Source organism: Azotobacter armeniacus (assembly GCF_054779355.1).
Map to the genome: position 1 here is coordinate 175,115 of NZ_BAAGYK010000033.1, position 14,824 is coordinate 189,938.

Below are 14,824 nucleotides of genomic sequence, written 5' to 3' on the forward strand. Positions count from 1 at the left end.
ACCTCATCGCCGAGTCGGCAGTACGGCCTTAGCGCACCGATCATGTCCGCAGTCGAACGTACGCCCATCGGAAGGGGACACGCCAACCATGAACAGGATCTTCAATGTCATCTGGAGTCATATACAGAGTGCCTGGGTCGTCACCAGCGAGCATGCCGCCAAGCGCGGCAAACCCGGTAGGCTGCGCCTGCTGACCGGTGCTCTCTGCCTCTCACCGCTGTCCCTGCTGGCCGCCGACCTGCCCCAGGGCGGGCACGTCGTCCAGGGTAGCGGCGCCATCGGCACACCCTCGGGCAACAACCTGCAGATCCAGCAGGACAGCCAGAAAATGGCCATCGACTGGCAGAGCTTCAACATCGGCGCGGACAAGAGTGTGACCTTCCAGCAGCCGAACAGCAGCGCCATCGCCCTGAACCGGGTGGTCGGCAGCAATGGCAGCGCCATCCTCGGCAAACTGGATGCGAACGGCCAGGTATTCCTGATCAACCCCAACGGCATCCTCTTCGGCCAGGGTGCCAGCGTCAACGTCGGCGGCCTGGTGGCTTCGACCCTCGACATCAGCAACGAGGACTTCAAAGCCGGCAACTACCGCTTCAAGGGCAACGGCCATCCGGCCGGCATCAGCAACCTGGGCAGTATCACTGCCAGCGACGGCGGCGCAGTGGCTCTGCTCGGCGGCCAGGTCAGCAACGATGGCGTCATCCAGGCGCGACTGGGCACGGTGGCCCTGGCCGCCGGCAACCAGGCCACCCTCGACTTCGCCGGCGACGGCCTGCTCAACGTCCAGGTCGACCAGGCCGCCACCGATGCCCTGGTCCGCAACGGCAACCTGATCGAGGCCGATGGTGGCAAGGTGGTCATGACCGCCAGGGCCAGCGATGCCTTGCTGAAGACCGTGGTCAACAACGAAGGCGTCATCGAAGCCCAGTCCTTGGAGAGCAGGAACGGCAAAATCCTCCTGCTCGGCGACATGCAGCAGGGCATCGTCCAGGTCGGCGGCACCCTGGATGCCTCGGCCCCGGATGGGGGCGATGGTGGCTTCATCGAAACCAGCGGCGCCACGGTGCAGGTCGCCGACACAGCCAAGGTGACCACCCTGGCCGGCACGGGCAAGAGCGGCACCTGGCTCATCGACCCGGCCAACTTCACCGTCGGCGCCGGCGACGGCTCCCCGACCAGCAGCAGCATTGGTGCCGATACGCTGTCCGCCAGCCTGGCGAGCACCAACGTCGAGGTGGCGACCGGCAACCGCGGCGTGGAACCCGGCGACATCAACGTCAATGCCACGGTCGCCTGGGATGCCAGTACCACGCTGACCCTGACCGCCCACAACGACATCAACATCAATGCCGACATCACCGCCACCGGCACCGACGCGGGCCTGGTGCTGAACCACGGCAACGACGCCAGCTACCGCCTGCTCAACGGCGCCAGCGTCACCCTTTCCGGCAGCGGCGCCAGCTTCTCCGTGAACGGCGATGCCTATAGCGTGATCCAGAGCCTCGCTGCCCTGCAAGGCATCGGCAGCGACGACCTCGGCGGCCGCTACGTGCTGGGCAACGACATCGTCGCCAGCGACACCGAGAGCTGGAATGCGGGAGCCGGCTTCGAGCCGATCGGCAACGGCAAGAATCCGTTCACCGGCACCTTCGACGGGCTGGGGCACTGGATTTCCGGACTGACCATCAACCGGACGACGACCGACGACGTAGGCCTCTTCGGCGCGACACAGAGTGCGACAATACGCCAGCTGGGGCTGGTCGACGCCAGCGTCAAGGGGCTGAGCCGCGTCGGCAGCCTGGTCGGCCAGGCCTCGTCCAGCACGCTCGAATCCATTTACGTCACCGGCAGCGTCAGCGGCTACCAGTACGTCGGCGGACTGGCGGGCGACAACAGCGGCCTGATCGCCAACAGCCACAGTATTGGCAGCGTCGACGGGGAGAGCTTCGTGGGCGGGCTGGTCGGCAGCAGCAGCGGTCAGCTCATCAAGACCTTCGCCATCGGCAGCGTAATCGGCACGGCGTCGAATATCGGTGGACTGGCGGGCTACAACTCGGGTGTGCTCATGGGCAACTTCGCCCTCAGCGACACTACTGGAGACACTAATGTCGGCGGACTGGTGGGTGCCAACGAGGGCGGCATCGTCGCTGGCAACTTCAGCATCGGGCCGGTCAGCGGAAACGCCAACGTCGGCGGCCTGGTAGGCTCCAATGTCAGCGGCATCGTCGCCGCCAACTACAGCAATGCGGTCGTCAGCGGATACACCGACGTCGGTGGCCTGGTAGGCTCCAATGTCAGCGGCATCGTCGCCGCCAACTACAGCAATGCGGTCGTCAGCGGATACACCAACGTCGGTGGCCTGGTGGGCTCCAATGTCAGCGGCCTGGTTGCGGGGGGAGGCTTCGGCGGCGGCACCCTCGAGGTGCAGGCCAGCCTGTCCGGACTCGACAACAGCGTTCTGCTCGCCAGCGGCGACAGCATCGGCAGCCTGGCGGAAATCGCCACCAGCGCGGAGCTGCCGGGGTTCGGCGACAACACCCTTTTCGCCGGTAGCTACGGCCTGGACAGCTTTGCCGGCATCAGCACCCTCGACGACCTGCAGGCACTCGTCGACAGCCATTTGCCCGCAGCCGGCTACAGCATTGCCGCCCTCGGAGGGCTCCAGCTCCTCGGCAGCGTCAACGGAAACACCAATGTCGGCGGACTGGTCGGCTCCAATGAGGCTGGTATCGTCGCTGGCAGCCACAGCTTCGGCAACGTCTATGGATATAACAACGTCGGTGGACTGGTCGGCTACAACAGCGGCCTGGTCTTCGGCAACAGTGCCTCGGGCTCGGTCATCGGCCTGGAGCAGAACGCAGGCGGGCTGGTGGGCGACAACACCGGCACGATCAAGGTCAGCTACGCCACGGGCGACGTCGCCGGCATGAACAGGGCCGGTGGCCTGGTGGGCTACAACAGTGGCAGCATCGATACCAGCTACGCCGCCGGCAATGTCGCCATTGGCACGGACTCCGGAGGCGACGCCGGCGGTCTGGTGGGGGCAAACGCGGGCCGCATCGAGAATAGCTTCGCCACTGGCAGCGTCAGTAGCGCCTCGTCCCGCAGCGGTGGACTGGTCGGCTCCAACTCGGGCTCGATCGCCGACACCTACGCCTCCGGCAGCGTCTCCGGCACCAGCGAAGTCGGCGGCCTGGTGGGTTACAACATCGGCTACATCGATACCAGCTATGCCACCGGCAATGTCGCCGGCACGAGCGGCAATATCGGCGCCCTGCTAGGTTACAACGGCGGCAGCATCGCCAGGAGCTACTGGAACTCCACAACGGCCGGCAGCCTGCCCGGCATCGGGGCAGGAAACGACAGTGGTGCCACTGGCCTGACCGGCGAGCAGATGATGCAGATGGCCAGCTTCGCTGACTGGAGCATCTCCGACAGCGGCGGAAGCACTGCAGTCTGGCGGATCTACGAAGGCCACACCACGCCGCTGCTGCGCGCCTTCATGACACCGCTGACGGTCACTTCCGACGATGTGACCATCACCTACGACGGCACTATCTGGGCCGGAGGTAGCAGCTATACGACCGGCTCGATAACCCCGAACTTCTGGCACCGATCCCCGAAGGTCAATCACAGCCTGATCTACAGCACCATCAATACCAGCCAGCCGGCACGCAACGCCGGCACCTACGCAATCGACGATGGCCTCTATTCCAGCCAGTTGGGTTACGACATCGGCTACGACCCCGGCACCCTGACCATCGAGAAGGCCCAGCTGACCCTGAGCGCCAACCAGGACAGCAAAACCTACGACGGCACCACTACCTCCAGTGGCAGAGTCGGAGTCAGCGGCCTCGCTACCGGCGACACGGTCGCAGTAACCCAGACCTACGATTCACCTCGAGTCGGCGAGCGTACCTTGCTGATCAGCGAGATCACCATCGAAGATGGCAATGGCGGAAACAACTACGAGGTAACCCGCCAAAGCACCAGCGGCACCATTCTCATCGCTGCGGATGATCCCGCCTACCTAGCCACCCTGGCCACCAGGGAGCCTTGCCGAACGGCGGACCAGCAGTTGGACACACGCCAGCGTTACCGCTGCCCCGCGGCCAAGGTCAGCCAAGACAAGGCTGCAATCGAAGCGATTCCCTATGTGCTCGAAAATGGAGGTCTGCGCCTGCCAGAAGGAATCTGACCTACGCAAAGCGGTCGGCTTGCCTGGCCGACCGCATTTCGGCAATCTCGACGGTACCATCTGATCAGGCGGTTCTACTTGGCTCCGACGGACCCAAGAAATGGGGCCAGTCGATGATCAACCTGTCAGCTGTACACCTGCATATCCGAGCTCCCGACAGCATGTGACCCGGTCCTCGCCATGGTTTGACCACCAGCAGGCAACTTCTTTTTTAGACTTTCGACCAATAGAACTTGAGTTAATCAACCGCACAGGCCAGTATGGCACTCAAGCAAGAACGTCGACTCTCATGGAGTCGCTTTGTGGGTACCAGCTGGCCCTGTTGGAGGCCAGCGGGCTGGTTTGAAAGCGCATGCACAGTTGAATCAGTTGGAAGCTTTCAAGCCTTGCGACAAGCCGAACAGAAGCAACATCAGATCCTGATCTGGGCGAATTTGAGCAGAAGTTCTGGCCTTGGGTGGCGCAGGACAATGATCCAGGCCACTTTTCGCGCTGATCACATCAGGTGCAGGTTCGTGCCACGCCGCTACAGCTAGGGAAGCAACGGCCAAGGAACCGACGAAAAACAGACTCCGTGCGAGTGCTAATTTCATTTTTTCATCCCCTGCTTGTGTTTGCTTACGAACACACTTGATTACGTTAGATCACCGACGGCCATGTTGCCTTGATCCATGACAACAAAAAGCCGGGTGGTAGGCGGGTGCATGCACTGCTTGTGCCGCCCTGACAACACCACGAAGCTCTCCTCGGCTCGACGTCACCTCTCTCCTTATTTAGAAGGCCCTTAAATAGACTCCTAAAAGAGCCGTAAAGATCGCTAAAGATCAGGCTCTACGGAAAATCTATTCTTGGGCCGGATTAATAATTCCCCACACTCACGGTGTGCCCGGCCCGAAAGTTCGTTGCCAAGCAGAAATCGAAACGAAACAAGGCTCGAAACCTGGCCAGGTCTGAAGGATGCCGAACAAGGCAATCAGCGAGAAAATGGAGTTCAGCTGCCACAACGAACAGTTTGAGATCTGTTGCAAGAACAAAAGGCGGGTAAAACCCTTTCCCAAGGACTGCCAGTCAGCGCTGCTGCCGACCGCTCCTGAAGCCCAGGAAAGACTCCCGAATATCCATATATGAATCCTCTGTGTTGGCGAAAACCGCCCAAACTGCCGAAAAACGAATCATAATGGTGCAAGGCGCCGCTTTATGATGCAAAAATCAGCCGCGAAGAAAGCGAACTGCCAGTATTTACGGGACTTTCAGGCACTTCAAAGTTAGGACGAACACACAGCCGCTTAGCTTGATTGATGACAGGAGCCTACTCTCTCAATGAGCTTTCGCAATCGCCAGCCCCCCCGCAGGGCAAAGGTCGTTCAAGACGGCCATGACATCTAACAGGCCGTTGAAAAATTCAGCTCCAACTCCCCCAGCCCGTCAGGTTTGATGTTTTTTTCAAGCGCTCAGCCCCTGACGTCTCTTTCAAAAGGCCTGGCTTCAGGCCCTTTTTCCTGGCGCGCCACAGGCGGCGTCACCTTCAGTTCGCGCGCACCCTGGACAAAAGCCTGTTGGCCATGGTTCCTGTCCGCCCCGACCGTGCTGCCCGGCTTGGCCGGGCGCTCCAGCATGGCCAGCGCAGCCTCGACTTCGGCAGGCCCGTTGAACCCGGTGCACTCCACATCCACGCTGCTCGACCAGCTGCCGCTCGGAGCGGACGGTGCAGATCACCTAGCGACGAAGCGCGCAACAGCCGCTCCGGTGCGATCGAGGCACGCCCCAGCCTGGAGTGAGGCCCGTCGAAGTCCCGATCCATCGAAGCCAGGATCGTATCGACCCGCCTGCGCAATGGGCGCAGCGGATGGTCGTTCGGGATGCGCTGTTCCAGCGTTGTGTAGCTGAACAGCTCGTCTTGCTCGAATGACCTGGGCAGCCGTTTGCTGACCATCCCGTGCGTCGGCCCCATCACAGCCAGCCTGTTGGCTGTCGAAATGGGGGATGGCAGGCAATATGGATGCAGCGTCCGTCGGTCTGGTGCCCAGACAGTACAGCACCGGCGGTAAAACCAATCTACCGGGCATCAGCAAGCGCGGTGGCAAGAAGCTCAGGCAACTGCTGGTGCAGTGCGCCAGGGTTCATCTGCAACGATTGGAACATCAACGCGGTGCCCTGGCCGACTGGGTACGCGCTCTACACAGTCGCCACCACTCGAACGTGGTGGCCTGCGCCCTGGCCAACAAACTGGCTCGCATCGCCTGGTCGGTCGCGGCCAACCATACGCAGTTCGAAGCAGGGCCAGACGCCTCGGCGGCCTGACCTTGCCGTTGCGCAGTACCCCGAACACCTTCCAGGTTTTGCGATAGCTGGACAAGCGATGACGTGAACGGCCCACCGGCCTGGCGAAAAACCTGGCGTAAAAATCGGCTTTCGAAGCCGCCGACTTTTTCAGGATCGCCAGGCGCGACGCTCATCGTGGCGCGGAGCGTGCTCCAAACCAACGCCGGATAGATTCAGGCAAGCCAAATACCCATCGCTGGACAGCATTGCAAAAACGGGATGATCATAATTTATTGACCTGAAAGAGCGCAGCCGAGCAGGCGACCTACCACACGGATGACGACTCCTCGCGGGTCAGCAGCAGTCGGCCGTTGCGCACAGGGATCCGCGTGCCGGGCTCGTGATCCATGCGCACCCAACCGACCTCCTGACCCAGACGATACTTCACGTCGTAGCCGACCACCCCGTTGTCACTATCCTCCCCACTATCGCAGCGGGTTTCGGTGGTGGTCTGGGTATTGCGGGCCTGCATAGTTTCCTGAACCTTGTTGCCGGCATAGCCGCCGGCGACCGCCCCGGCCACGGCGGCGAGCTTCTTCCCGCCGCCGCTGCCGATCTGGCTGCCCAGTAGGCCGCCAGCCACCGCACCGATCAGCGTACCGGCGATCTGCTGCTGATCCTTGACCTGGCCCGGGCGGCTCACCTCGACCTCCCGGCAGGCGTCGCGCGGCGCTCCGCCCTCCTCCCTGACCGGCTGCACCGCCAGCACGTCGGCGTATTCCGGCTCGCGCTCGCCCAGGCCATAGGCGGACGCCATCCCGCTCGCGACCAGCCCCAGCGCGCCGCACACCACCCCCACGATCATTGCCTTGCTCATCACTGTCTCCTGCCTGCGCTCGCCCTACCGCACGGATGGGCGCCGGCAGTTGGACTGACGTACCAGCAGGCAGTTCCGCTTCGCTTGATCTCAGGGGCGCAGGTCCGCCTCGGTCTCCTCGGCGACCGGGGGGATCAGGTCGTCGCGAGTCAGCTTCAGCCAGACCAGCGTGAGGTTGGCGATGTAGACCGAGGAGTAGGTGCCGGCCAGCACGCCGATGAACAGCGCCAGGGAGAAGCCCCAAAGCACCTCACCACCGAACAACATCAGCGCCAGTACCGCCAGCAGGGTGGAGATCGAGGTCGCCATGGTCCGCAGCAGCGTCTGGGTCGTGGAGATATTGATGTTCTCGATCAGCTCGACCTTGCGCAGCAGCCGGAAATTCTCGCGGATGCGGTCGAATACCACGATGGTATCGTTCAGCGAATAGCCGATGATGGCCAGCACTGCTGCCAGCACTGTGAGATCGAAGGGGATCTGGAAAAAGGAGAACACGCCAAGGGTGAAGATGACATCATGAAACAGGGAAAGCACCGCGCCGCAGCCGAACTTCCATTGGAAACGGAACGCCACGTAGACCAGGATGCCGCCCAGTGCCAGCAGCATGCCCAGGCCGCCCTGATCACGCAGCTCCTCGCCAACCGCCGGACCGACGTACTCGACACGCTTGACCGTCACCGGATTGTCCGAGGCAGTCTTGCGCAGCGCCGCCGCCACCTTCTCGCCCAGCTGCGGATCGTCGCCCTGCAGGCGCACCAGCACGTCGGTGGTCGCACCGAAACTCTGCACCAGGGCATCGCCGTAGCCGGCCTCGCTCAGCTTGGCACGCAGACTCGACAATTCGACGGGGCGCTCGTAGTTCAGCTCGATGAGGGTACCGCCGGTGAAATCCAGGCCGAAATTCAGTCCCCTGACCGCCAGACTGGCCAGGGACACCAGGGTCACCAGGGTCACCAGCAGGGTTGCGGCGAAGGCCACCCGGCGGATACCCATGAAATTGATAACGCGCTTCATGCCGAACCCCTCAAATCCACAGTTTTTTCAGATCGCGGCCGCCGTAGATCAGGTTGACCAGACCGCGGGTCACGATGATGGCGGTGAACAGGGAGGTGAGGATCCCCAGCGACATGGTCACGGCGAAGCCCTTGACCGGCCCGGTGCCCATGGCGAAGAGGATCCCGCCCACCAGCAGGGTGGTCAGGTTGCCATCGAGGATCGCCGAGAAGGCACGGTCGAAGCCCTCGTGAATGGCCCGCTGGATCGACAAACCATTGGCGATCTCCTCGCGGATGCGCGAGAAGATCAGCACATTGGCATCCACCGCCATGCCCATGGTCAGGACGATACCGGCGATGCCCGGCAAGGTGAGGGTCGCGCCGAGCAGCGACATCAGCGCCACCAGCAGCATCATGTTGAACGACAACGCCACTGTGGCCAGCAAACCGAAAGACTTGTAGATGAGCAGAATAAACAGGGCGACGGAGAGAAAGCCCCATAAAGAAGCCTGGACACCCAGCTGGATGTTCTCCGCCCCCAGGCTCGGCCCCACGGTACGCTCCTCGGCGAAGTACATGGGGGCCGCCAGGCCACCCGCGCGCAGTAGCAGCGCCAGCTCCGAGGACTCACCCTGGCCTTCGAGGCCGGTGATGCGGAACTGGCTGCCCAGCGCCGACTGGATGGTCGCGAGGCTGATGATCTTCTTCTCTTCCCGGAAGGTCTCGACCGCCACTTCCTGCTCGACGCCGTCGACCGTCTGTTTGACATAGCGGGTCACCGGCTTCTGCTCGATGAAAAGCACTGCCATGCTGCGTCCGACGCTGTTGCGGGTCGCCCGATTCATCAGCTCGCCGCCGTGGCCGTCGAGACGGATGTTCACCTGCGGACGGCCGTTCTCGTCGTAGCTGGCCTGGGCGTCGGTCACCTGATCGCCGGTAATGATCAGACTACGCTCCAGGGCCACAGCCGGACGCCCCTCCTCGCGGAACTCGAAGGTCTCGGTCATGGCGCGCGCGGCATCGGGCTCGGCAGCCATGCGGAACTCCAGGTTGGCGGTCTTGCCGAGAATCCGCTTGGCTTCCGCGGTGTCCTGCACGCCCGGCAGTTCGACCACGATGCGATTGGCCCCCTGGCGCTGCACCAGCGGTTCGGACACGCCCAGCTCATTGACCCGGTTGCGCACCGTGGTCAGGTTCTGCTTGATCGAGTACTCGCGAATCTCAGCCAGCTTCGCTGAGGTCAGCGTCAGGCGCAGCACCTGTTGATCGTTGCGCTCGGCGGTGCTCAGCTCGAAATCGCTGAAATTCTTGCGCACCAGTGCCTGCGCCTGCTCCAGCTGCTCGCTGTCGGCAAAGCCCAGCTGAATGGCGCCATCCTGCTGCGGCAGGCTGCGGTAGCGCTGGCGCTCCTTGCGCAGCAGGCTCTTCACTTCGCTTTCATACACCTTCAGGCGCGCATCCAGCGCCTTGTCCATGTCCACCTCGAGCAGGAAGTGCACGCCGCCGGACAGGTCCAGGCCCAGCTTCATCGGAGTGGCGCCCAGTGCACGCAGCCAGCCCGGCGTGGTCGGCGCCAGGTTCAACGCCACCACGTACTCGTCGCCGAGCACCTTGCGCGCGACGTCCTTGGCTTCCAGCTGGCGCTCCTGATCGGCCAAGCGTACCAGCCCGGCCTTGCCCTCATTGGCCAGACTGCTCGCCTTGACAGTGATGCCGGCCTCGGCCAGCGCCTTGCCGACACGCTCGAGATCACCCTGCCCGATCTGTCGGGCGGTGCTTGCCCCGCTGATCTGGATAGCCGGGTCGTCGGGAAAGAGGTTGGGTGCGGAATAGACGATGCCGATCAGCAGCACAGCCAGGATCAGCAGATACTTCCACAGGGGATACTTGTTGAGCATGACGCCGCCCGATTGAGACGCGGAGCGCCTTGCGCGCCCCGTCATGAATGAAAGGAGTGGAGCTTAGATGGCTTTCAAGGTGCCCTTGGGCAGGGAGGCGACGATCGCGCCCTTCTGGATCTTCAGTTCCACGGTGTCGGAAACTTCCAGCACGATGAAATCGTCGGCCACCTTGCTCACCCGCCCGGCGATGCCGCCGCTGGTCACTACTTCGTCGCCCTTCTGCAGGCCGCCCAGCAGAGTCTTGTGCTCCTTGGCGCGCTTGGCCTGGGGACGCCAGATCATGAAGTAGAAGATGACCAGGAAACCGACCAGAAAGATCCACTCGAAGCCGGTACCCGGAGGGGAGCCAGCGGGGGCAGCGGCTTCGGCATAGGCGGCGGGAATCAGAAAACTCATGTAGCTCTCCTGTTGAAAGGATTCGGAAAGGACGTCTGACTCAAGTCAGCGGCGGCACCGGCAAACCGCGCCGGGCGTAGAAGGCATCGACGAAGTCGGCCAATTTACCCTGTTGAATAGCCTCGCGCAAACCAGCCATCAGGCGCTGGTAATGCCGCAAGTTGTGGATTGTATTCAACATGCTGCCCAGCATTTCGCCGCATTTGTCCAAATGATGCAGATAGGCGCGGGAGAAATGTTTGCAGGTGTAACAGTCGCAGGCCGGGTCCAGCGGCGACTCGTCGTGCCGATGCACCGAGTTGCGGATCTTCAGCACCCCGCTGTCGACGAACAGATGCCCGTTGCGCGCATTGCGGGTCGGCATCACGCAATCGAACATGTCGATGCCCCGGCGCACGCCCTCGACCAGATCCTCCGGCTTGCCCACGCCCATCAGGTAACGCGGCTTGTCCGCCGGCAGCCGCGGCGGCAGGAAGTCCAGCACGCGGATCATCTCCTCCTTTGGCTCGCCGACCGACAGACCACCTATGGCCAGGCCGTCGAAACCGATCTCCTCGAGCCCCTCCAGCGAGCGCAGGCGCAGATCCTCGTGCATACCGCCCTGGACGATGCCGAACAGCGCCGCCGGATTGCCTTCGTGGGCGATCTTCGAGCGCTTCGCCCAGCGCAGCGACAGCTCCATGGAGCGCCGTGCCACCTCCTCATCGGCTGGATAGGGGGTGCACTCATCGAAGATCATCACGATGTCCGAGCCGAGTTCGCGCTGCACCTGCATCGACTCCTCCGGCCCCATGAACACCTTGGCGCCGTCCACCGGCGAGGCGAAATACACACCTTCCTCCTTGATCTTGCGCAACGCCCCCAGGCTGAACACCTGAAAGCCGCCCGAGTCGGTGAGAATCGGCCGCTGCCACTGCATGAAGTCGTGCAGGTCGCCGTGCCGGCGGATCACCTCGGTACCTGGCCGCAGCCAGAGATGGAAGGTATTGCCGAGGATGATCTGCGCGCCGATCGCCTCGATGTCGCGCGGCAGCATGCCCTTCACCGTGCCATAGGTGCCCACCGGCATGAACGCCGGGGTCTCGACCCCCCCCCGAGGGAAGGTCAGACGGCCGCGACGGGCCTTGCCGTCGGTGGCCAGCAACTCGAAGGACATATGACTCATGGGGTTTCCTCGGGGCCACGGGGAGCAGGATTGCGGGTGATGAACATTGCGTCGCCGTAGCTGAAGAAGCGATAGCCCTGTTCCACGGCGGCAGCGTAGGCGGCCATGGTTTCGGAATAGCCGGCGAAGGCCGACACCAGCATCAGCAGGGTGGATTCGGGCAGATGGAAATTGGTCACCAGGGCGTCGACCACATGAAAGGGCCGCCCCGGATAGATGAAGATGTCGGTATCGCCGCTGAACGGCCGGAGCACGCCCTCCCGCGCGGCGCTCTCCAGCGAACGCACACTAGTGGTGCCGACCGCGACCACCCGCCCGCCGCGGGCCCGGCAGGCCGCCACGGCGGCAACCACGTCCGGAGCAACCTCCAGCCACTCGCGGTGCATGTGGTGATCCTCGATGCGCTCGACGCGCACCGGCTGGAAGGTACCGGCGCCGACGTGCAGGGTGACGAAGGCGGTCGCCACCCCCTTGTCGCGGATCGCCGCGAGCAGTGCCTCGTCGAAGTGCAGCCCGGCGGTAGGCGCCGCCACCGCGCCGGCGCGATCGGCATAGACCGTCTGATAGCGCTCGCGATCGGCCGCCTCGTCGGGGCGATCTATATAAGGAGGCAACGGCATGTGCCCGACGCGCTCCAGCAAGGGCAGCACACTCTGGGCGAAGCGCAGCTCGAACAGGGCATCGTGGCGGGCGAGCATTTCCGCCTCGCCGCCGCCCTCGATGAGAATTTTCGAGCCAGGCTTGGGCGACTTGCTGGCGCACACATGGGCCAGCACCCGAACATCGTCCAGCACCCGCTCGACGAGGATCTCCAGCTTGCCGCCGGAAGCCTTCTGCCCGAACAAGCGCGCGGGAATCACCCGGGTATTGTTGAACACCATCAGATCGCCAGGCCGGAGATAGTCGAGCAGATCGGCAAAGCGCCGGTGCTGCAGACCCCCGGTTACTCCGTCAAGCACCAGCAGCCGGCTGGCACGACGCTCGGTCAGCGGATGGCGGGCGATCAGGGTCCCTGGAAGTTCGAAGTGGAAATTGGCGACGCGCATGGCAGAAAGGTCAGCTTTTCGGGGCGCAAAGCTTACCGGAAAGCGCCTCGGATGACCACGCGGCACGATTGACCCGGTCCGCCTGCCTCCCTATACTGCGCCGCCATTGTGCCTCGGTGGCGGAATCGGTAGACGCGGCGGATTCAAAATCCGTTTCTGGCGACAGAGTGAGAGTTCGAGTCTCTCCCGGGGCACCACACAATCTTTTCGAGCCTTCCCAACCAAGCCCGAAACCCACGAAGAACCGGCCTTAGAGCCGGTTTTTTGTTGTCTATGATTCCCAAGCCTTCCCTTGTAAGCCCAAAACATTGTGAGTAGTTTCGTGAGTAGACCGAGTTCGGTTTTCAAATCTACTCACACCCGGGCGCCCCATGCCGCTATCAGACTCAGCCATCCGCACCGCCAAACCGAGAGAAAAGCTGTATCGGCTGGCGGACGCCAACGGCCTATGCCTGGAGGTGACGCCCACCGGCTCCAAGCTGTGGCGCTACCGCTACCGCTTCAACGGCAACGCAAAAATGCTGGCGCTTGGCGTCTACCCTGCCGTCACGCTCCAGAAAGCCCGCCAGCTGCGTGACGCCGCCCGCCAGCTGCTGGCCGAAGGCAAAGACCCCAGCGCCGAACGCAAGGCCGAGCAGGAAGCCCAGCAGAGTGACGGCCTGACCTTCGAGGCACTGGCGCGGGAGTGGCACGCCTACCGGGCGCCGCGCTGGGCGAAGTCCACCGCCGATAAGACCGCCGCCTATCTGGAGTCGGACCTGCTGCCCGCCCTGGGCAATCGTCCGGTGAAGGCGATCACCCGCCCCGAGCTGGCCGAGCTGCTGCGCAAGATCGAGGACTGGGGAGCGCACAACGTCGCCAAGAAGGCCCGCCAGTGGCTGAGCCAGATATTCCGCTTCGGACTGGCCAAGGGCAGAGTGGATGCCAACCCGGCCACCGATCTGGACGTGGTGGCCGCCCATGCGCCCGCCACCCGCCACCACCCTCACGTCGCCTTTGCCGAGTTGCCCGAGCTGTTGGGCAGGATCGAGGGCGCCAACATCAACATCCTGACCCGCCATGCCATCCGCCTGCTGGTGCTTACCGGGGTTCGCCCGGGTGAACTGCGCGCCGCACCCTGGGCCGAATTTGATCTGGAGGCCGCCGCCTGGACGATCCCGAAAGAACGGATGAAGGCCCGCCGCCCGCATGTGGTCCCCCTGCCCCGCCAGGCCGTGGCGATCCTGCGCCAGCTGCAAGAGATCACCAGGGCATATGAGCTGGTCTTTGCAGGCCGCAACAACAGCGCCCGCCCGATGACTGAGAACACGGTGAACAAGGCATTGGCCGATGCCGGCTACAAGGGCCGCCAGACTGGCCACGGCTTCCGCCACCTGCTGAGCACCGAACTCAACAGCCGGGGATACAACCGGGACTGGATCGAGCGCCAACTCGCCCACGGCGACCAAGACGAGATGCACGACACCTACAACCATACCACCTACCTGGAGCAGCGCCGGGACATGATGCAAGCCTGGGCCGACTCGATAGACGCGCTGTGTGCTGGCGCCCACGTGGTGAGCATCAAGAGGGCATAAGCAAGTTACCGGCCGGCCTAATACTACAGTTGCATTTTTGCGCTGATAGGAGCTTGCCGGGCCCTGGCCTGAGGGGGCCTTCGCCAGAACGACCAGGCGATGATGTGAGCCGGATCTATCCGTCGCAGCGCAAGCCGGAGGGTGAGGCGCCGAATTTCCTGAACCGACCCGCGAATCCGCGCTGCCGAAGGGGACTCGCCAGCCGCCTGGCTGTTTTCGGGGGAGCCATGGCATTGGCTCGATGGCGAACCGCTGCCAGCAGGGCAAAGGCGAGCATGAGCAACGAGACATGGCGGTACCAGTCGTGCCGGGAGCGGGTTTCGTTATGCTCGAGCCCCCACGCGTGCTTGGCCGTTTCGAAGGCACTTTCGATCGCCCAGCGATGCCCTTCCACCCGGGCCAGCGTT

Annotated in this window: 9 protein-coding genes, 1 tRNA gene and 3 pseudogenes; 4 read left to right on the plus strand and 9 right to left on the minus strand. The window is 63.3% G+C overall.

Going from position 1 to position 14,824, the window contains the following annotated elements; translation table 11 throughout:
• The first annotated feature begins 88 nt into the window (after positions 1-88).
• Entirely contained in the window at positions 89-4,198 is a 4,110-nt protein-coding gene (locus ACYVD0_RS07615) for a two-partner secretion domain-containing protein (protein WP_460426253.1), read from the plus strand.
• A 365-nt stretch (positions 4,199-4,563) separates the two neighbouring features.
• On the opposite strand, the gene ACYVD0_RS07620 is transcribed toward ACYVD0_RS07615, so the two are convergent.
• Both ACYVD0_RS07620 and ACYVD0_RS07625 read right to left on the minus strand, forming a co-directional pair.
• Positions 4,564-4,791, minus strand: coding sequence for a hypothetical protein (locus tag ACYVD0_RS07620; protein WP_460426254.1), 228 nt, complete (start codon positions 4,789-4,791; stop codon positions 4,564-4,566).
• Between the two features lie 897 nt (positions 4,792-5,688).
• Positions 5,689-6,131: pseudogene (locus ACYVD0_RS07625) on the minus strand (transposase); the annotation flags it as partial.
• Between ACYVD0_RS07625 and ACYVD0_RS07630 the strand changes: the two are divergent.
• Positions 6,103-6,499 (plus strand): annotated as a pseudogene (locus tag ACYVD0_RS07630) (transposase); the annotation flags it as partial. The pseudogenes ACYVD0_RS07625 and ACYVD0_RS07630 sit on opposite strands and share 29 nt — an antisense overlap.
• A gap of 286 nt (positions 6,500-6,785) precedes the next feature.
• Here the strand turns inward: ACYVD0_RS07630 and ACYVD0_RS07635 are convergent.
• From ACYVD0_RS07635 to queA, 6 genes are all read right to left on the minus strand, one after another.
• A complete protein-coding gene (locus ACYVD0_RS07635; RefSeq protein ID WP_460426255.1) occupies positions 6,786-7,337 on the minus strand; it encodes a glycine zipper 2TM domain-containing protein in 552 nt (183 codons plus the stop codon).
• Between the two features lie 90 nt (positions 7,338-7,427).
• The gene (gene secF, locus ACYVD0_RS07640; RefSeq protein ID WP_460426256.1) at positions 7,428-8,351 is read right to left on the minus strand and encodes a protein translocase subunit SecF; all 924 of its coding nucleotides are present in this window, start codon (positions 8,349-8,351) and stop codon (positions 7,428-7,430) included.
• A 10-nt stretch (positions 8,352-8,361) separates the two neighbouring features.
• Positions 8,362-10,230, minus strand: a complete 1,869-nt coding sequence (gene secD / locus ACYVD0_RS07645; protein WP_460426257.1) for a preprotein translocase subunit SecD — start codon at positions 10,228-10,230, stop codon at positions 8,362-8,364.
• 63 nt (positions 10,231-10,293) lie between these two features.
• Complete coding sequence (gene yajC / locus ACYVD0_RS07650) at positions 10,294-10,629, minus strand: preprotein translocase subunit YajC (RefSeq protein WP_460426258.1); 336 nt, start codon at positions 10,627-10,629, stop codon at positions 10,294-10,296.
• A gap of 40 nt (positions 10,630-10,669) precedes the next feature.
• Complete coding sequence (gene tgt, locus ACYVD0_RS07655) at positions 10,670-11,785, minus strand: tRNA guanosine(34) transglycosylase Tgt (protein ID WP_460426287.1); 1,116 nt, start codon at positions 11,783-11,785, stop codon at positions 10,670-10,672.
• Positions 11,786-11,790: 5 nt separating this feature from the next.
• Positions 11,791-12,840, minus strand: coding sequence for an S-adenosylmethionine:tRNA ribosyltransferase-isomerase (gene queA / locus ACYVD0_RS07660; RefSeq protein WP_460426259.1), 1,050 nt, complete (start codon positions 12,838-12,840; stop codon positions 11,791-11,793).
• A 110-nt stretch (positions 12,841-12,950) separates the two neighbouring features.
• Here queA and ACYVD0_RS07665 point away from each other — a divergent pair.
• Positions 12,951-13,037 (plus strand) — tRNA-Leu (locus ACYVD0_RS07665).
• 174 nt (positions 13,038-13,211) lie between these two features.
• The gene (locus ACYVD0_RS07670; protein ID WP_460426260.1) at positions 13,212-14,417 is read left to right on the plus strand and encodes a tyrosine-type recombinase/integrase; all 1,206 of its coding nucleotides are present in this window, start codon (positions 13,212-13,214) and stop codon (positions 14,415-14,417) included.
• A 115-nt stretch (positions 14,418-14,532) separates the two neighbouring features.
• Here ACYVD0_RS07670 and ACYVD0_RS07675 read toward each other — a convergent pair.
• Positions 14,533-14,824, minus strand: a pseudogene (locus ACYVD0_RS07675) (hypothetical protein); the annotation flags it as partial.

What these genes read in the sequence shown, in the direction of transcription:
- ACYVD0_RS07615 (WP_460426253.1), top strand. Translation starts at nt 89, where the DNA reads ATGAACAGGATCTTCAATGTCATCTGGAGTCATATACAGAGTGCCTGG.
- tgt (WP_460426287.1), bottom strand. Translation starts at nt 11,785, where the DNA reads ATGTCCTTCGAGTTGCTGGCCACCGACGGCAAGGCCCGTCGCGGCCGT.
- secD (WP_460426257.1), bottom strand. Translation starts at nt 10,230, where the DNA reads ATGCTCAACAAGTATCCCCTGTGGAAGTATCTGCTGATCCTGGCTGTG.
- yajC (WP_460426258.1), bottom strand. Translation starts at nt 10,629, where the DNA reads ATGAGTTTTCTGATTCCCGCCGCCTATGCCGAAGCCGCTGCCCCCGCT.
- ACYVD0_RS07670 (WP_460426260.1), top strand. Translation starts at nt 13,212, where the DNA reads ATGCCGCTATCAGACTCAGCCATCCGCACCGCCAAACCGAGAGAAAAG.
- ACYVD0_RS07620 (WP_460426254.1), bottom strand. Translation starts at nt 4,791, where the DNA reads ATGAAATTAGCACTCGCACGGAGTCTGTTTTTCGTCGGTTCCTTGGCC.
- secF (WP_460426256.1), bottom strand. Translation starts at nt 8,351, where the DNA reads ATGAAGCGCGTTATCAATTTCATGGGTATCCGCCGGGTGGCCTTCGCC.
- ACYVD0_RS07635 (WP_460426255.1), bottom strand. Translation starts at nt 7,337, where the DNA reads ATGAGCAAGGCAATGATCGTGGGGGTGGTGTGCGGCGCGCTGGGGCTG.
- queA (WP_460426259.1), bottom strand. Translation starts at nt 12,840, where the DNA reads ATGCGCGTCGCCAATTTCCACTTCGAACTTCCAGGGACCCTGATCGCC.